Raw genomic sequence first — 14,707 nt, 5'->3', positions numbered from 1 at the left:
GATTAAACCGTGATTAACGATATTCAAAAAGACGCGCAAGCGCGCATGCAAAAAAGTGTAACTGCACTAGGTAGCCAATTATCTAAAATTCGTACTGGCCGTGCACATCCTGCAATCCTAGATGGCATTATGGTGTCGTACTACGGTGCACCAACGCCTTTAAACCAAGTTGCTAACGTAACAATTGAAGATTCTCGTACACTGGCTATTGGTGTATTTGATAAGTCTTTAGCGCAAGCTGTTGAAAAAGCAATTATGGCGTCTGACTTAGGTTTAAACCCTATGTCGGCAGGTACTGTTATTCGCGTACCACTTCCTCCACTTACAGAAGAGCGTCGTAAAGACCTAATCAAAATTGTACGTGGCGAAGTTGAAGGCGGTCGTGTTGCTATTCGTAACATTCGTCGTGATGCTAATGGCGATGTAAAGGGTTTATTAAAAGATAAAGACATATCTGAAGATGAAGCGCGTCAATCAGATGATGCGATTCAAAAGCTTACTGATAAGTTTATTAAAGAAATGGATACTTTATTAGCTGCCAAAGAAACAGAATTGATGGAAATCTAAGTAAGGTCCTGTTTATCTTTCGAGGTTGAATTTGCAGCAGTGTGTTTGGTTTTTAGGCAAGGCAGAGCCTATGTTGTGTGGTTATTCCCCATAATTAGGCTATAACGATGCATAAAAACCAAACACGCGCTGCCCAAAGGGTTCTGCCTAGGGGCGATTAACTCTTTGTTACTCGATTTTTGCTTAGTCCACTAGGTTACAAATCTCGCGCCGCGATTAAGTCGCCCCTAGATTGAACAAATTACAATCCTGAAAGGTCGACAGGACCTATTAAAATTATTAGTTTTGAAACGCCGTCTAGGGTATACTAGGCGGCGTTTTTTTATGGAATACTCGATATTTATGGTTCTAGATGCTGACACAATTTCACAGCAATGTTTACCCAAACATGTTGCTATCATCATGGATGGGAACGGACGTTGGGCGCAAGCTAGAAATAGACCTCGTGTGTATGGGCATAAAAAAGGCGTAGACGCAGTTCGTCAATCTGTTCAGTTTTGTACTAAATTAGGGATACAATCGTTAACCTTATTTGCTTTTAGTAGTGAAAACTGGCGCCGCCCTGAAGACGAAGTAAACACTTTAATGGAGCTTTTCTTATTTGTTTTAACAAAGGAAGTTAAAAAGCTTCATAAAAACAATGTAAAACTGACCATTATTGGAGACTTATCACGATTTTCTGAAGGATTACGTAGCAAGGTAGACGCTGCGCATAAGCTGACTGAAAATAACACCGGGTTGCGTTTAAATGTTGCAGCTAATTACGGTGGTCGTTGGGATGTTGCCAATGCGGCAAAACAACTTGCTTTGCAAGTTGCGCAGGGCACACTAAACGCAGAAGATATTACAGAAGAGCGCTTAGCACAGCATATGAGCATGGCAGATCAGGCAGAACCTGATTTACTTATTCGCACTGGTGGCGATGTTCGTATTAGTAATTTTTTACTATGGCAAGTTGCTTATGCAGAACTTTACTTTACCGAGACACTTTGGCCAGATTTTAATGAAGCAGCATTTGCTGAGGCCATTGCGTGTTACGTTGCCAGAGAGCGACGTTTTGGTTGTACGGGCGAACAAATAAAACAATTACTCGCTCAAACCTAAATAGAATAAGGGTCACATTTTGTTAAAACAACGAATTTTAACCTCTCTAGTGCTAGCTCCATTAGCATTGGCTTTGGTTTTTTATACACCGCTTACGTTATTTAGTTACTTTGCTGGTGCAATTGTATTATTAGGCGCATGGGAATGGTCTGCATTTATGGGCCTTTGCGACAAGCTTAAACGTGCTGCCTTTGTTGTGTTTATTGGCGCTTTACTTGCCTTGCTTAATTTACATTGGCCTATTGAATCATTATGGGAAAATGGCAAGCTAGTCGGTGATGCAAATTACGTATTTACGCTTTCGTTTGCTTGGTGGATTGTTGCTAGCTATTTAATTTGGCGCTACCCAGAAATGGCTAAAGCGTGGAATGAAGGCCTAGTTATGCGCGGCATTGCAGGATTATTAACGCTTGTGCCGTTATGGCTTGCACTAAATACACTACGTAGCGCGCAATATGCTGAATCAACTCATTTTGGTTCGGTGCTAATTTTAGTGGTACTCGGTATTGTATGGAGCGCAGATGTGGGTGCTTACTTTACGGGTAAAAGTTTTGGTAAACATAAGTTAATGCCTAAAGTAAGCCCTAATAAAACAATTGAAGGGTTAGCAGGCGGTGTAGTCGCTTCTATTATTTTTGTATTAGCATTTTGTCACTTTACCGATGTTGATTTAGTTGTATGGCCTGTGTACGCGATAATGACAGCATTTATTGCGTTGTTTTCTGCGGTAGGTGATTTACTGGAAAGCATGTTTAAACGTGAAGCTGGTTTAAAAGATAGCGGTCGATGTTTACCAGGGCACGGCGGTATTTTAGATAGAATTGACAGCTTAACGGCTGCTGCTCCAATGTTTGTTATGTGCTATGCGTGGACTCTTAGTTTATGAGCCAAAAGCAATTGCTGGTTATTTTAGGCGCAACGGGCTCAATTGGTTTAAGTACACTTGATGTTGTGTCGCGCAATAAAGAGTTATTTGATGTTTTTGTTTTGGCTGCAGGACAAAATGCAAAGAAAATGGCGGAGTTGTGTATTGAACATGAACCGCTTTATGCGATTATGGCTAACCAGCAGGCCGCAGAGCAATTATCTGCGTATTTAGCTAATACTCAGTGCCAAACTCTTGTTATGCACGGTGAGCAAGCAATGAGTGACTTATGTGCTCATCCTGATGTTGACATTGTAATGTCGGCAATTGTAGGTGCAGCTGGTTTACTACCCACATTAAGTGCTGTTGAAGCGGGTAAAAAAGTACTACTAGCTAATAAAGAATCTTTAGTTATGTCAGGTCAGTTGTTTATTGATAAAGTTAAACAACATAAAGCCACTTTGCTGCCAATAGATAGCGAACATAATGCAATTTTTCAATGCCTACCGTCTTCGTTACAAAATGCCAAAGGCGATCAAAAACTACAGCAACATGGCGTAAGTAAAATTTTGCTTACCGGCTCTGGTGGCCCATTTTTAACGCGTGATATAAATACGTTAAAAGATGTAACCGTAAGTGAAGCCGTTGCACACCCTAACTGGTCGATGGGTCAAAAAATATCAGTAGATTCCGCAACTATGATGAACAAAGGCTTAGAGTTTATTGAAGCTAAGTGGTTATTCAATTGTGATGCGAGTGATATTGATGTGGTTATTCATCCACAAAGTATCATTCATTCAATGGTGCAGTACCACGATGGTTCTATTTTAGCGCAAATGGGTAACCCCGATATGCGCACGCCAATTGCCCATGCACTTGCGTATCCTGAGCGAATTAATGCGGGTGTTAAACCGTTAAACTTCTCTGATATTTGTGATTTTTCGTTTACTAAACCTGATTTTTCTCGTTATCCAAATTTACAATTAGCAATTGATGCGTGTAGTGCAGGGCAGGGCGCGACAACAACGGTTAACGCAGCAAATGAAATAGCTGTGGGCGCATTCTTAAACGGTAAAATTGGTTTTACCGATATATACAAAATAAATGCACAGACACTAGAAGCTGCAACTTACACCAATGTGCAAAGCCTAGATGAAATTTTAGAGTGTGATAAATTAGCGCGTATTAGCGCTTCAGAATTTATAACAAAAGTGGCGCATTAATATGTTTGATTTTTTTTGGAATCTTGGCTCATTTATTTTAGCGCTTGGTATTTTAGTGGCCATACATGAATATGGCCATTTTTGGGTTGCACGAAAAATGGGCGTCAAAGTGCTGCGTTTTTCAATTGGTTTTGGTAAGCCACTGTTAAAATGGCATGACAAATATAATACCGAATACGTGATTGCCGCTATTCCATTAGGCGGATATGTAAAAATGCTTGATGAGCGAGTTGATGACGTACCAGCAAATCAACGACACTTGTCGTTTAACTCTAAATCTGTACAAGCGCGTATTGCTATTGTTGCTGCGGGACCAATGGCTAACTTTCTGTTTGCCATTTTTGCTCTTGCGGTGATGTATATGGTAGGAGTGCAATCGGTTAAGCCAGTTGTTGGCAGCATAACCGAAGGCAGTCGCGCAGAGCAGGCGGGCATTATGCCTTCTCAACATATTATAAAAATTGGTGATGATGACATAACGACATGGCAAGATGCCACGTTTGCGCTTATGTCTAACTTAGGCGAAGAAAGCGTTGAAGTTATTGTTCGTGATAAAAACCTTCAACCACGCGTTAAAACGCTTAATTTAGAGGGTTGGAAGCTTGACCAGCGAGACGTACCACCATTAAGTTCGTTAGGTATTGTGCCATTTAGACCTCAAGCAACTTTAACAATTGCCGCCGTAACTAAAGACTCAGCCGCAGAACACGCTAATTTACAAGTTAACGACACAATTTTGGCTGTAAACGGTGAAACAATAAGCAATTGGCAGCAATTAGTTAATCTTATTACGCAATCAGCTAACAAATCTTTACAATTTAGTGTAAAAAGACAAGATACTATACAAGCCATTACAGTTACCCCTAAAGGGCGCATTGATAATAACGGTATTGAGCAAGGCTTTTTAGGTGTTGCTCCTGTTGTACAGCAATGGCCTGATGGCTATGTAGAGACAAGGCATTACGGCCCGCTCGATAGTATTGTGCGAGGCACAAAAGAAACGTGGCGCTTAATTACACTCAGTTTTGACATGATTGGTAATTTAATTACAGGCCAGGTTTCGGTTAAAAATTTAAGTGGTCCTGTGGGCATTGCAGTAGGCGCTGGAACTAGCGTAAGCTATGGGTTAGTGGCCTTTTTAAGCTTTTTAGCCTTAATAAGCGTTAACTTGGGTGTATTTAATTTATTACCCTTACCAGTGCTTGATGGCGGACACTTAATGTATTACATAATTGAACTTTTTCGTAAAAAGCCGGTCTCTGAAAAGACACAAGAGTTTGGTTTTAAAGTGGGTGCCTTGTTGCTCATTTTTCTAACATGTTTCGCTTTGTTCAATGATGTATCGCGTTTGTAGTTACAGCGTGGCAAATTACTAATTAGAACACGATTGTAAAGCACCACTAGTAAGGTGTTATGCGGTAATACAGTTGTAAAGGATAAAGATAATAAAATGGCTATAAAAAAACATTTGGCAATAACAAGTTTATTGGGTGCAAGTTTTGCAGCCCTAGGCCAAAACTCCTTTATTGTTGAAGACCTGAAAGTTGAAGGTTTGCAGCGCGTAGCACTTGGTGCAGCGCTAACACATATTCCTATTAACGTAGGCGATAATGTTGATGACTATACGATTTCAAAAACAATAAAGTCACTTTATCGTTCTGGGCACTTTGATAACATAAAAGCACTTCGTGATGGCAACAACGTTATTTTTAAAGTAACGGAACGTCCTACCATCAGCTTTATTGAGTTTGAAGGCAATAAAGACATTAAAGACGAGCAGCTTAATGAGTCTCTTGATCAGCAAGATATTCGCCAAGGTGAACCACTTGATAAAACCGTTATCGATAGTATCGAAAAAGGCTTAGTTGAGTTTTTCCACAGCATTGGTAAATACAACGCTAAAGTAGACATCAGTATTACTAAGCTGCCACGTAACCGCGTTAAACTTAAGTTAGAGTTTGATGAAGGTGATGCTGCTTCTATCCGCCAAATTAACTTAGTGGGTAATGAACTTTTTTCTAATGAAGAGCTTCTTAAACTTGCTGAATCGCAGCAAGATTTACCTTGGTGGCAGTTTATGGGTAGCGACCGTTACCAAAAGCAAACCATTGAAGGCGATTTAGAAAAAATTCGCAGTTATTATTTAGACCGTGGTTACCTGCGTTTTAATATCGACTCAACGCAAGTTTCAGTGAGCCCTGAACGTGAATCAGTTTACGTTACAGCTAACTTAACTGAAGGCGTAAAATATAAAGTTAAAGGTTTTGACTTTATTGGTGACTTGCTTGGCCGTGAAGACTTAATTAAAAGTGTTATCCCACTTAGAGCGGGTGAGCTTTATAACGGTTCTGTAGTTACTTCATCTGAAGAGTTTATTAAAAGCTACTTAGCACGTTTTGGTTACGCTAATGCTGAAGTGCGTACAATTCCAGAAATTGACGACGAAAAGCAAGAAGTACAATTAACACTATCGGTTAATCCAGGTAAGCGTGTATACGTTCGTCGTATTATTGTTGGCGGTAACCAAAATACGGCAGATGAAGTACTTCGTCGTGAAATGACACAACTTGAAGGCGCATGGTTATCTAATCAAAACCTTGAGCGTTCAAAACTGCAAATTCAACGCCTACCTTACATGGAAACTGTTGATTTTAATGTAGTGCCTGTACCCGGTGTGGATGACCAAGTAGATGTAGACTTCACTGTAAAAGAGCAATCTGCAGGTAGCTTTAATGCTGGTCTTGCTTATGGTTCTTACTTAGGTCTGCAGTTTAATATTGGTGTAACAGAATCTAACTTTTTAGGCACAGGTAACCAAATTGGTTTAAACCTTAATACGTCTACAGGTTCTGAAAGCTTAAGCTTATCGTACACAGACCCATACTTTACGCCAGATGGTGTATCGCAAGGCAGTAGCATCTTTTACAGAAACTACGATGCAAGTAAATTCAGTCTTGTTGAATATAAATCGAAAAGTTATGGTTTAGGCACAAATATTGGTTTTCCAATTGATGCTGTAAATCGTGTTAACTTTGGCGCCCGTTGGATTAAAGAAGAGCTTTCGGATATTGCAGAGTACGAGCAAACGCGTGTACTTCGTGAAACATTCTTAGATCCAGATAACCCAGATGCAGGCTTTGACTTTACTAAGTATGAGCTGAGTGTTGGCTGGTCGCGTATCACCGTTAACCGTGGTTTATTCCCAACAGCGGGTTCGCGTCAAACTCTAAACTTAACAGCAACAACGCCTAACTCAGATCTTCAGTACTTTAAACTGAATTACGATTCGCGTTTTTACTGGCCTATATCAAATGACCACCGTTGGGTATTCTCAACGCGTGCAGCACTTGGTTATGGTAATGGTTATGGTTCTACAAACGGGTATGAGCAAACACTTCCATTCCAAGAGTACTTCCGTATAACGGAAATGGAACTACGTGGCTTTGACCGTAATACAATATTACCACGTGCTGTGTCGCGTATACCGCAGTCTATTCCGGGTACGCCAGGTGCAGACGGTACTACAACCGGTAGCATTGGTGGTGCATCAGAATTTGATATTCTAGTGCCACAAGGTCGTATTGGTGGTAATGCTAAAGCAGTGGCAGGTATGGAGCTAATTGTTCCTACACCATTCTTAGATGAAGAAAATACCAGCTCTGTACGTACTAGCTTCTTTGTTGATGCTGCAAACGTATGGGATACTGAGTTTAACGTAGACCGCTATCAAAACTTAGGCGTTGATGAACGTGCTAAATTAGATGACTATTCAGACCCAATGCGTTTTAGGGTTTCAACCGGTCTTTCATTACAATGGATCTCTCCAATGGGTCCAATGCTGATCAGTTTTGCGTATCCATTGCAAAAAGAAGAAGATGACGATACGAAAACCATCAGCTTTAACATTAGTAACACTTTCTAAAGGAGTTTTTTGTGAAAAAATTATTTAAATCAACAGCTGTAGCAGTTTTAGCAACGTTAATGATGGGTACTTCTGTGAATGCATTTGCACACAAAGTAGGTATTGTTGATATGCAGGAAATCTACAAGCAAATTCCTCAAATGGCTAAAATTGAACAGTCTTTACAAACTGAGTTTGCTGAACGTCGTCAAGAGCTTGAAAAGTTACAAGGCGATATTCGTTTTGAAGCTGAAAAATTTAAACGTGAAAGTACAACGATGAGCCAAGCTCAAAAAGATACTCTGCGTGAAAAAATTCAAGGCATGCAAAAAAATCTTGCTGAACAAGGTCGCCCTTTAGAGCAAGAAATTAAAGCGCGTCAAAACCAAGAGCTTGCTAAAGTTCAAGGTGTAATCATCAAAACAATTGAAGAGATTGCTAAAGACGGCGACTTCGACGAAGTTAAAGTAAAAGACACTACTATTTACTTTAATCCTAAAGAAGTGACTGATCTTTCATCTAAAGTTGTAGCCGCTGTTAGTAAGAAATAATCACTCTATGCAAAATTATACGCTTTCGCAAATTGCGGAACTTCTAGGCGCCGAACTTCAGGGTGATGGCGCTTTAGAAATAAAAAAAATAGCGACACTTGCAAATGCCCATTCTGGGCATATTGCATTTTTAGCGAACTCAAAATATCGATCGCAACTTGAGACTACTCAAGCTAGTGCTGTAATAGTAAGCCAAGCCGATGCAGAGTATTTTAGTGGTAGCAAAATTATTGTTGCTAATCCGTATGTAAGTTACGCAAAATTAGCGCAATTTATGGATACAACACCACGCTCAGCCTCGACGGGTATTCATCCAAGTGCAACTGTTCATTCAACAGCGATTGTTAGTGATAGCGCCGCTATTGGTGCTAACGCAGTCATTGAAGCTCATGCAGTGATAGGTGACAACGCGCAAATTGGTCCGAACAGTTTTATCGGGGAACGTGTTAAAATAGGTTCTGGCACTAAGCTTTGGCCTAGTGTGACTATTTATCACGATGTTGAAATTGGTTCAGATTGTTTGTTTCAAGCAAATAGTGTTGTAGGTAGTGATGGGTTTGGCTATGCAAATGAGCGCGGGCAGTGGGTTAAGATACCTCAGCTTGGTTCAGTGATCATAGGCAACAAAGTTGAAATTGGTGCAAGTACGACAATTGATCGTGGTGCACTGGACAATACCATCATTCATAGCAATGTTATTATCGATAATCAGTGCCAAATAGCGCACAACGTTGAAGTTAATTCAGGCACCGCAATAGCGGGCTGCACTGTACTTGCAGGAAGCGTTACCATTGGCAAGAACTGTCAAATTGGTGGCATGGTTGCAATTAATGGTCACATGTCTGTATGTGATGGTGTTATAATTACCGGCATGAGTATGGTGACAAAATCAATCACCGAACCAGGTATTTACTCATCTGGTATGCCCCATACAACAAACAAAGAATGGCGTAAATCAATAGCTCACTTGCGTAACCTTTCAGACATGAAATCTCGTCTTAAAGCGCTTGAAGCATTGGCTAAGTCATAACGTTGAACACTAATAAGGATGCTATTTTGGCAAACGAATTAAATAGCCTTGATATTCAAGAAATTTTAAGTTTATTACCGCACCGTTACCCGATGCTATTAATTGATCGTGTTATTGATTTTACACCTGGCAAGTCTTTACATGCTATTAAAAATGTTTCTATAAATGAACCAATTTTTACTGGGCACTTTCCAAATCAGCCAATTTTTCCTGGTGTGCTAATATTAGAATCAATGGCGCAAGCAACGGGTTTATTAGGTTTTAAAACAGTAGAAAACCGTAGCGAAAACGAATTATATTTGTTTGCTGCTGTTGATAACGCACGTTTTAAACAACCTGTAATTCCTGGTGATACAATGCATCTTCATGTTGAGTTTTTAAAAGAACGTCGCAACATTTGGAAGTTTGCTGCAGAAGCTAGAGTCGACGGCAAAATAGTGTGTAGTGCCGAAATTATGTGTGCGAGAAGAGAGTTTTAATAGTGATCCATTCTACAGCAATAATCGAACCTGGCGCTAAACTAGGCAACAATGTCTCAGTTGGTCCGTATAGTTATATTGGCAATGATGTTGTTATCGGTGATAACTGTATTATTGAGTCTCACGTTGTTGTTAAAGGGCCGTCAACTATTGGCTCTGGCAATCATATTTTTCAATTTGCGTCTGTGGGTGAAGCCTGCCAAGACAAAAAATACAACAACGAGCCAACCACTTTAATCATGGGTGATAACAACGTTATCCGTGAATGTGCCACTATTCACCGTGGTACGATTCAAGACCAAGGTGTTACTAAAATTGGTAGTAATAATTTGTTTATGGCTTATACACACGTTGCACATGACGCGGTAATTGGCGATAACGTAATTTTTGCTAACAACGCAAGTGTGGCCGGCCATGTACATGTAGGCGATTGGGTTATCCTTGGTGGTAATTCGGGTGTTCATCAGTTTTGTAAAATTGGTGCACATGCCTTTATTGGTATGTATTCAGGTGTTAACAAAGATGTACCACCATTTGTTACTACCATTGGTATGCCTGCAGGTCCTGCAGCTATCAATAAAGAAGGCATGAAGCGTCGTGGTTTCGAAAGTGATGAAATTATGGCTGTACGCCGTGCATACAAAGCATTTTATCGTAAAAGCTTAGGTGCTGAAGAAGCTATTGAGTCGCTTAGTGAAGATGCCGCAAAGTATCCTGCTGTGAAATTGATGGTCGACTTTGTTAAAAACTCAGAGCGCGGCATCGTAAGGTAATTACAGGCTTTGCTTTAAGCATTAAAAAAACCACCCTAGATGATAAATCGAAGGTGGTTTTTTATTGCTCTGCTTTAAGCTAATTCAGTTAATACTCAGGGTAATTGAGTTAGTATGCGGGTAATTTATATAATAAAAGCCGTCCTATGCGTTTACCTAAGTTAGTTGTCACTCTTTTTATTACTTCAGTTTTAGCCGCTTGTAGTAGCCAGCCTATTGTTAAATCATCTGCTGGAGAAATCACTCAAGTTGGGAAAGCATCTTTTTATGCTGATAAATACCACGGGAGAACAACCGCCAACGGAGAGCGCTTTAGCCAACAAGCCGCCACTGCAGCCCATTTAGAATTCGATTTTGGTACTACGGTGGTTGTTACTAATCTAGCTAATAACAAATCAGTCACGGTAAGAATTAACGATAGAGGCCCGTATGTGCGAGGTCGTATTATTGATTTATCAAAAAGTATGTTTAAAAAGATAGCCGACCCTAAGGTCGGCGTTATTGATGTATCAGTAAAGGTTTTAAAACCGGGTAGTTAGCGCAACATAACCAGGATAAGCCCCACTGAGCTCTTTATGAGAGCCTTGTGCGACTACTTTACCGCCTTCCAACCATACAACATTATCCATTTGAGCAAGTAGAGCGGGATCGTGCGTAATTGTGAGCACGCTCGCGTTATTCATAACATGCATTATTGCTTGCATTACCCCTTGCTTAGACTGATTATCAAGACCTTCTGTTGGTTCATCAAGAACTAAAATAGCCGGACTTTTAAGTAATGCTTGTGCAATAGCTATACGTCTAGACTGACCTTGCGACACATTACGCCCGCCAGTGCCTAATCGTGTTTTTAAACCTTCTTTTAGTTCATTAAACCATGGGCTTAATTGCGCTAATGAGAGCGCTTCAATCATTTGCTCTTTAGTTGCATTTGGCGCGGCATAACGTAAATTTTCACTCAGTGTTCCATCAAAAATATGGTGCTGCTGAGCTAATATATTTATCACACTTGCGCGTATATCATTATTTAACGAATGTAAGTTAACAACGCTATTTTGATTATTTAGCGTTATGCTGCCTTGTTGTAAAGGCCATAAACCAGTCAGTAAATTTACAAGCGTCGTTTTACCGCTGCCGCTTCTACCTACAATTGCTACTTTTTGCTGGGGCTTTAGTTCAAAACTGATATCAGTTAGTGCTGTTTGCTCACCATATTGGTAGCTAATATTGTTAAGTGCTAGCGTGTGGTTTTGCGAGTTAAAGTTTTCATCAACGTCTACATGTGTATCTTTAACTTGTGAGCTAGCTGCTTTATCTTCAAGTGTAAACAACCGCTCTGCAGCTTTTAATACACTAGGAAGCTCTATAAAAGCATTGGGTAGTAGCAATACGCTTTCAAAGCTTGCCAGTACAAATAAACTTAACATAGCAAGTTCTACATTTACCATACTGCTTGCGTAAACCAGCGGGACTATGGTTACTATGCTAGCAAGCATCGCTAATTGAACAACCAACAAGCTTAACCCATCTGAGTTTGCCAGTGCTTTGTGGCGAATAAATAATTGCTGATTGTACTGCTCGCTTAATTCGTCGCACTTATTAAGTTGCTGCGAACGGGCTTGATAAATACTAAGCTCTCTAAGTCCTGTGAGTGTATCTGAAAGCTCAGAGCGAAGTTGTGCACTAAGTTGTGTTTCTTTGTGGCTGTTTTTATTGAGCTTTGCGCTGAGTAGGGCAGGTATAACCACACCAATAAGTATAATGCCAGTAAAGCAAATAAGGGCGACGTTGCCATTATAGGCCGACATAAACAGCATGATGATTGGCACACTTAAAAGAGCGACTAGCATAGGCAGTAAAACGTTTAAATAAAATTTGTCGAGTGCGTCTACATCGTTTTGTAATCGGTTAACTAGATCAGCGCTGCGGCTCATTGCTAAATCAACATTGTTAAGCTTACTTAACGTTGCAAATACATTGGTACGTATTTCACTTAGTAATAAAAACGTGGCGTTATGAGTAACTAGGCGTTCGCCATAGCGCGATGCAGTTCGTACAATTGCTAAAAACCGAATCGTTCCTGCTGGAGTAAAGTAGTTCATTTGCACGCCCGCAAGACCTGCAGCCGCCATTGACGCTAAAAACCAGCCAGAAATAGCCAACAAGCCCACATTAGCTAATACCGTAATCGTTGCTAAAAATGTACCCAATAGCATAGCTTTATAATGAGGAGCACAAAGCTTTAATAAGCGAATAAAATTATGCATGCGCAACCCCTTGTTTAGCCGTTTTTAGTAAGTTAGCAAATGCACCATTTTGCGCTGCAAGTGTTTCAAAGTGTCCTTGCTCAGCTATTTTTCCATCGTGCATAACAATGATATTGCTGGCATGTTTAACGGTATTTAATCGATGAGCAATGACTAATACTAAGTTATTTTTAGCATATTCATTAATAGCATCTTGAATAAGCTGCTCTGTTTGGCTATCAAGGTGCGCTGTAGGCTCATCAAGCACTAAAACTGGTGCTTGTTTTATGAATGCACGTGCGAGTGCGATGCGTTGCTTTTGTCCGCCAGAAAGCCCTTCGCCTTGCTCACCTATCAGTGTGTTAAAACCATCGGGTAGGGTATTTATAAATTCAAGCACACCAGCTTGCTTTGCTGCATGTTCAAGCTCTTGCTGTGTGGCAGTTGGTTTGGCCAATTTAATGTTGGCAGCAATGGTGTCGTAAAACAGCGTCGCTTTTTGTGGTATCCATGCAATGTTATTTTGCAGGTAAGTAATATCGGTTGTACTTAAACTCTGCCCATTAATAGATAGGTGGTTAATCACCTCAGGGTGAAACCCTAATAGGCAATCAAACAACGTACTTTTACCTGAGCCACTACTGCCCACAACTGCAATTAAGCCTTTATTTGGCAGTGTTAAATTTATATTTTTAATGCCTTCGTTACTATCTGGGTATATAAAATTAAGGTCGGTAATACTTAAGGAGTTAATTGCATTTAAAGTTAAATTGTTTTCAGGCGAGCTTGTAGTCACTGACGCATTTTCGTCACTTGGCAGTGGTGCATTTAAAATCGCAACCATATCGGCAGCGGCACTAATGCCTTGTAAACGTGCATGGTAATGGCTACCTAGCTGGCGCAGTGGTAAATAAAATTCAGGCGCTAAAAGTAGCACCACAAAGCCAGTAGCAAAATCAAGAGTGCCAAAAAACAGTCTAAAACCAATAATTACTGCGACTAATGCCACGCTAATGGTGGCTAAAAACTCAAGTGCAAATGATGATAAAAACGCGATTTTTAAAACATCGAGTGTAGCGTGTCTAAAATCATCTGAAATTTTAGCTATTTGTTTAAGCTCGGTACGTGTTGCATTAAATAGCTTGAGTTGAGTTAAACCTTGTACGCGGTCAAAAAAGTAATTGCCCAGTACAGCAAGTTGCTTCCAGCGTTTTTGGTTTAAAGCTTCGGCTTTTGAGCCTACTAAAATCATGAAAAAAGGAATGAGCGGGGCGGTTAATAAAAATATCAGCCCAGCTTTATAATCTGTCGGAAAAATAACAACCAATATTGCCAGCGGAATAAGCGCGCTGTAAGCAGCACCAGGTAGGTATTTAGCATAATAGTCGTGGAGTGCTTCTACGCCATTATGTAGGGTATTTAATGTAGCGCCTTGGCCGTGTTGTTCTATATAGCTTGGGCCAAGTAAGCTGAGCTTATTTAGAAGTGTTTGGCGCATAGCCGATTTTATTTTAAGTGCAGCATATGCACTCAAGCGTTCGCTTAATGCTAAAAACACCGCGCGCAATAAAATAATGCCTGCTAAGGGCCATAATAAATGAGTAACTTGGGCTAAATTATTACCTTCAAACATAACGTTGTGAATAGTTTGCGCAAGTAAATAAGCACCTGCAATCATCAGTAATGCGTTAAAAGTACCCAGTGCAATGCTTAACTTTAACCACACTGCAGCGGGTTTACTTTGACGCTTTAAAAAAGCGCGCAGTGATTGCTGCTGCGCGCGATCTGGTCGGGGGTTAGTCGTCATCTTTTGTGTTGTTAGCATCGTTTAATAAATCGTGCATGGCTTGTTCATCATCAGCAATGCTGTTTTTATTTTGATGAAATTCGTACCACATTACATTTATTACACCTAAGGTACAGGCCAAAAGTACACCTAAAATCCAAGCGAAATACCACATAGTTTAG

14 protein-coding genes are annotated in these 14,707 nt (G+C 40.2%); 11 read left to right on the top strand and 3 right to left on the bottom strand.

Annotated features, from left to right (window positions below; genetic code table 11):
- The first annotated feature begins 45 nt into the window (after nt 1-45).
- The 11 genes from frr (at nt 46) to AAEY68_RS04500 (ending at nt 11,032) form a co-directional block, all read left to right on the top strand.
- Entirely contained in the window at nt 46-567 is a 522-nt protein-coding gene (frr, locus tag AAEY68_RS04550) for a ribosome recycling factor (RefSeq protein ID WP_206008562.1), read from the top strand.
- Between the two features lie 324 nt (nt 568-891).
- Nucleotides 892-1,671, top strand: coding sequence for an undecaprenyl pyrophosphate synthase (uppS, locus tag AAEY68_RS04545; protein ID WP_007580985.1), 780 nt, complete (start codon nt 892-894; stop codon nt 1,669-1,671).
- Nucleotides 1,672-1,690: 19 nt separating this feature from the next.
- Nucleotides 1,691-2,557, top strand: coding sequence for a phosphatidate cytidylyltransferase (locus AAEY68_RS04540; protein WP_007580986.1), 867 nt, complete (start codon nt 1,691-1,693; stop codon nt 2,555-2,557).
- On the top strand, nt 2,554-3,759 hold the full coding sequence (ispC, locus tag AAEY68_RS04535) for a 1-deoxy-D-xylulose-5-phosphate reductoisomerase (protein WP_024590724.1): 1,206 nt from the start codon (nt 2,554-2,556) through the stop codon (nt 3,757-3,759). The genes AAEY68_RS04540 and ispC overlap by 4 nt, the downstream gene beginning before the upstream one ends.
- Before the next feature lies 1 nt (nt 3,760).
- Nucleotides 3,761-5,113 carry a sigma E protease regulator RseP gene (gene rseP / locus AAEY68_RS04530; protein WP_010553745.1) on the top strand — a complete coding sequence of 451 codons (1,353 nt, stop codon included), beginning with the start codon at nt 3,761-3,763 and terminating at the stop codon, nt 5,111-5,113.
- Nucleotides 5,114-5,209: 96 nt separating this feature from the next.
- Complete coding sequence (gene bamA, locus AAEY68_RS04525; RefSeq protein ID WP_007580991.1) at nt 5,210-7,681, top strand: outer membrane protein assembly factor BamA; 2,472 nt, start codon at nt 5,210-5,212, stop codon at nt 7,679-7,681.
- An 11-nt stretch (nt 7,682-7,692) separates the two neighbouring features.
- Nucleotides 7,693-8,211: an OmpH/Skp family outer membrane protein gene (locus AAEY68_RS04520; RefSeq protein WP_007580993.1), complete on the top strand. Its 519-nt coding sequence runs from the start codon at nt 7,693-7,695 to the stop codon at nt 8,209-8,211.
- A 7-nt stretch (nt 8,212-8,218) separates the two neighbouring features.
- The gene (gene lpxD, locus AAEY68_RS04515) at nt 8,219-9,241 is read left to right on the top strand and encodes a UDP-3-O-(3-hydroxymyristoyl)glucosamine N-acyltransferase (protein ID WP_007580995.1); all 1,023 of its coding nucleotides are present in this window, start codon (nt 8,219-8,221) and stop codon (nt 9,239-9,241) included.
- Nucleotides 9,242-9,267: 26 nt separating this feature from the next.
- Nucleotides 9,268-9,720 (top strand): 3-hydroxyacyl-ACP dehydratase FabZ, encoded by a 453-nt coding sequence (gene fabZ / locus AAEY68_RS04510; protein ID WP_007580997.1) that lies wholly within the window; start codon nt 9,268-9,270, stop codon nt 9,718-9,720.
- A gap of 2 nt (nt 9,721-9,722) precedes the next feature.
- Complete coding sequence (gene lpxA, locus AAEY68_RS04505; RefSeq protein ID WP_007580998.1) at nt 9,723-10,493, top strand: acyl-ACP--UDP-N-acetylglucosamine O-acyltransferase; 771 nt, start codon at nt 9,723-9,725, stop codon at nt 10,491-10,493.
- Between the two features lie 146 nt (nt 10,494-10,639).
- Entirely contained in the window at nt 10,640-11,032 is a 393-nt protein-coding gene (locus AAEY68_RS04500; protein ID WP_010553743.1) for a septal ring lytic transglycosylase RlpA family protein, read from the top strand.
- Here the strand turns inward: AAEY68_RS04500 and cydC are convergent.
- The 3 genes from cydC to cydX are packed head-to-tail and all read right to left on the bottom strand — an operon-like array spanning nt 11,015 to nt 14,700.
- Nucleotides 11,015-12,760, bottom strand: coding sequence for a thiol reductant ABC exporter subunit CydC (gene cydC / locus AAEY68_RS04495; protein WP_024592780.1), 1,746 nt, complete (start codon nt 12,758-12,760; stop codon nt 11,015-11,017). The two genes, AAEY68_RS04500 and cydC, sit on opposite strands and share 18 nt — an antisense overlap.
- A complete protein-coding gene (gene cydD / locus AAEY68_RS04490) occupies nt 12,753-14,546 on the bottom strand; it encodes a thiol reductant ABC exporter subunit CydD (protein ID WP_024592781.1) in 1,794 nt (597 codons plus the stop codon). The genes cydC and cydD overlap by 8 nt, the downstream gene beginning before the upstream one ends.
- The gene (gene cydX / locus AAEY68_RS04485) at nt 14,536-14,700 is read right to left on the bottom strand and encodes a cytochrome bd-I oxidase subunit CydX (RefSeq protein ID WP_002958303.1); all 165 of its coding nucleotides are present in this window, start codon (nt 14,698-14,700) and stop codon (nt 14,536-14,538) included. The genes cydD and cydX overlap by 11 nt, the downstream gene beginning before the upstream one ends.
- Between the last annotated feature and the right edge of the window lie 7 nt (nt 14,701-14,707).

This window comes from Pseudoalteromonas sp. RB2-MNA-CIBAN-0110 (assembly GCF_040309305.1).
Lineage (GTDB): Bacteria > Pseudomonadota > Gammaproteobacteria > Enterobacterales > Alteromonadaceae > Pseudoalteromonas > Pseudoalteromonas arctica.
This window is presented reverse-complemented; position numbering and strand designations above follow the sequence as displayed.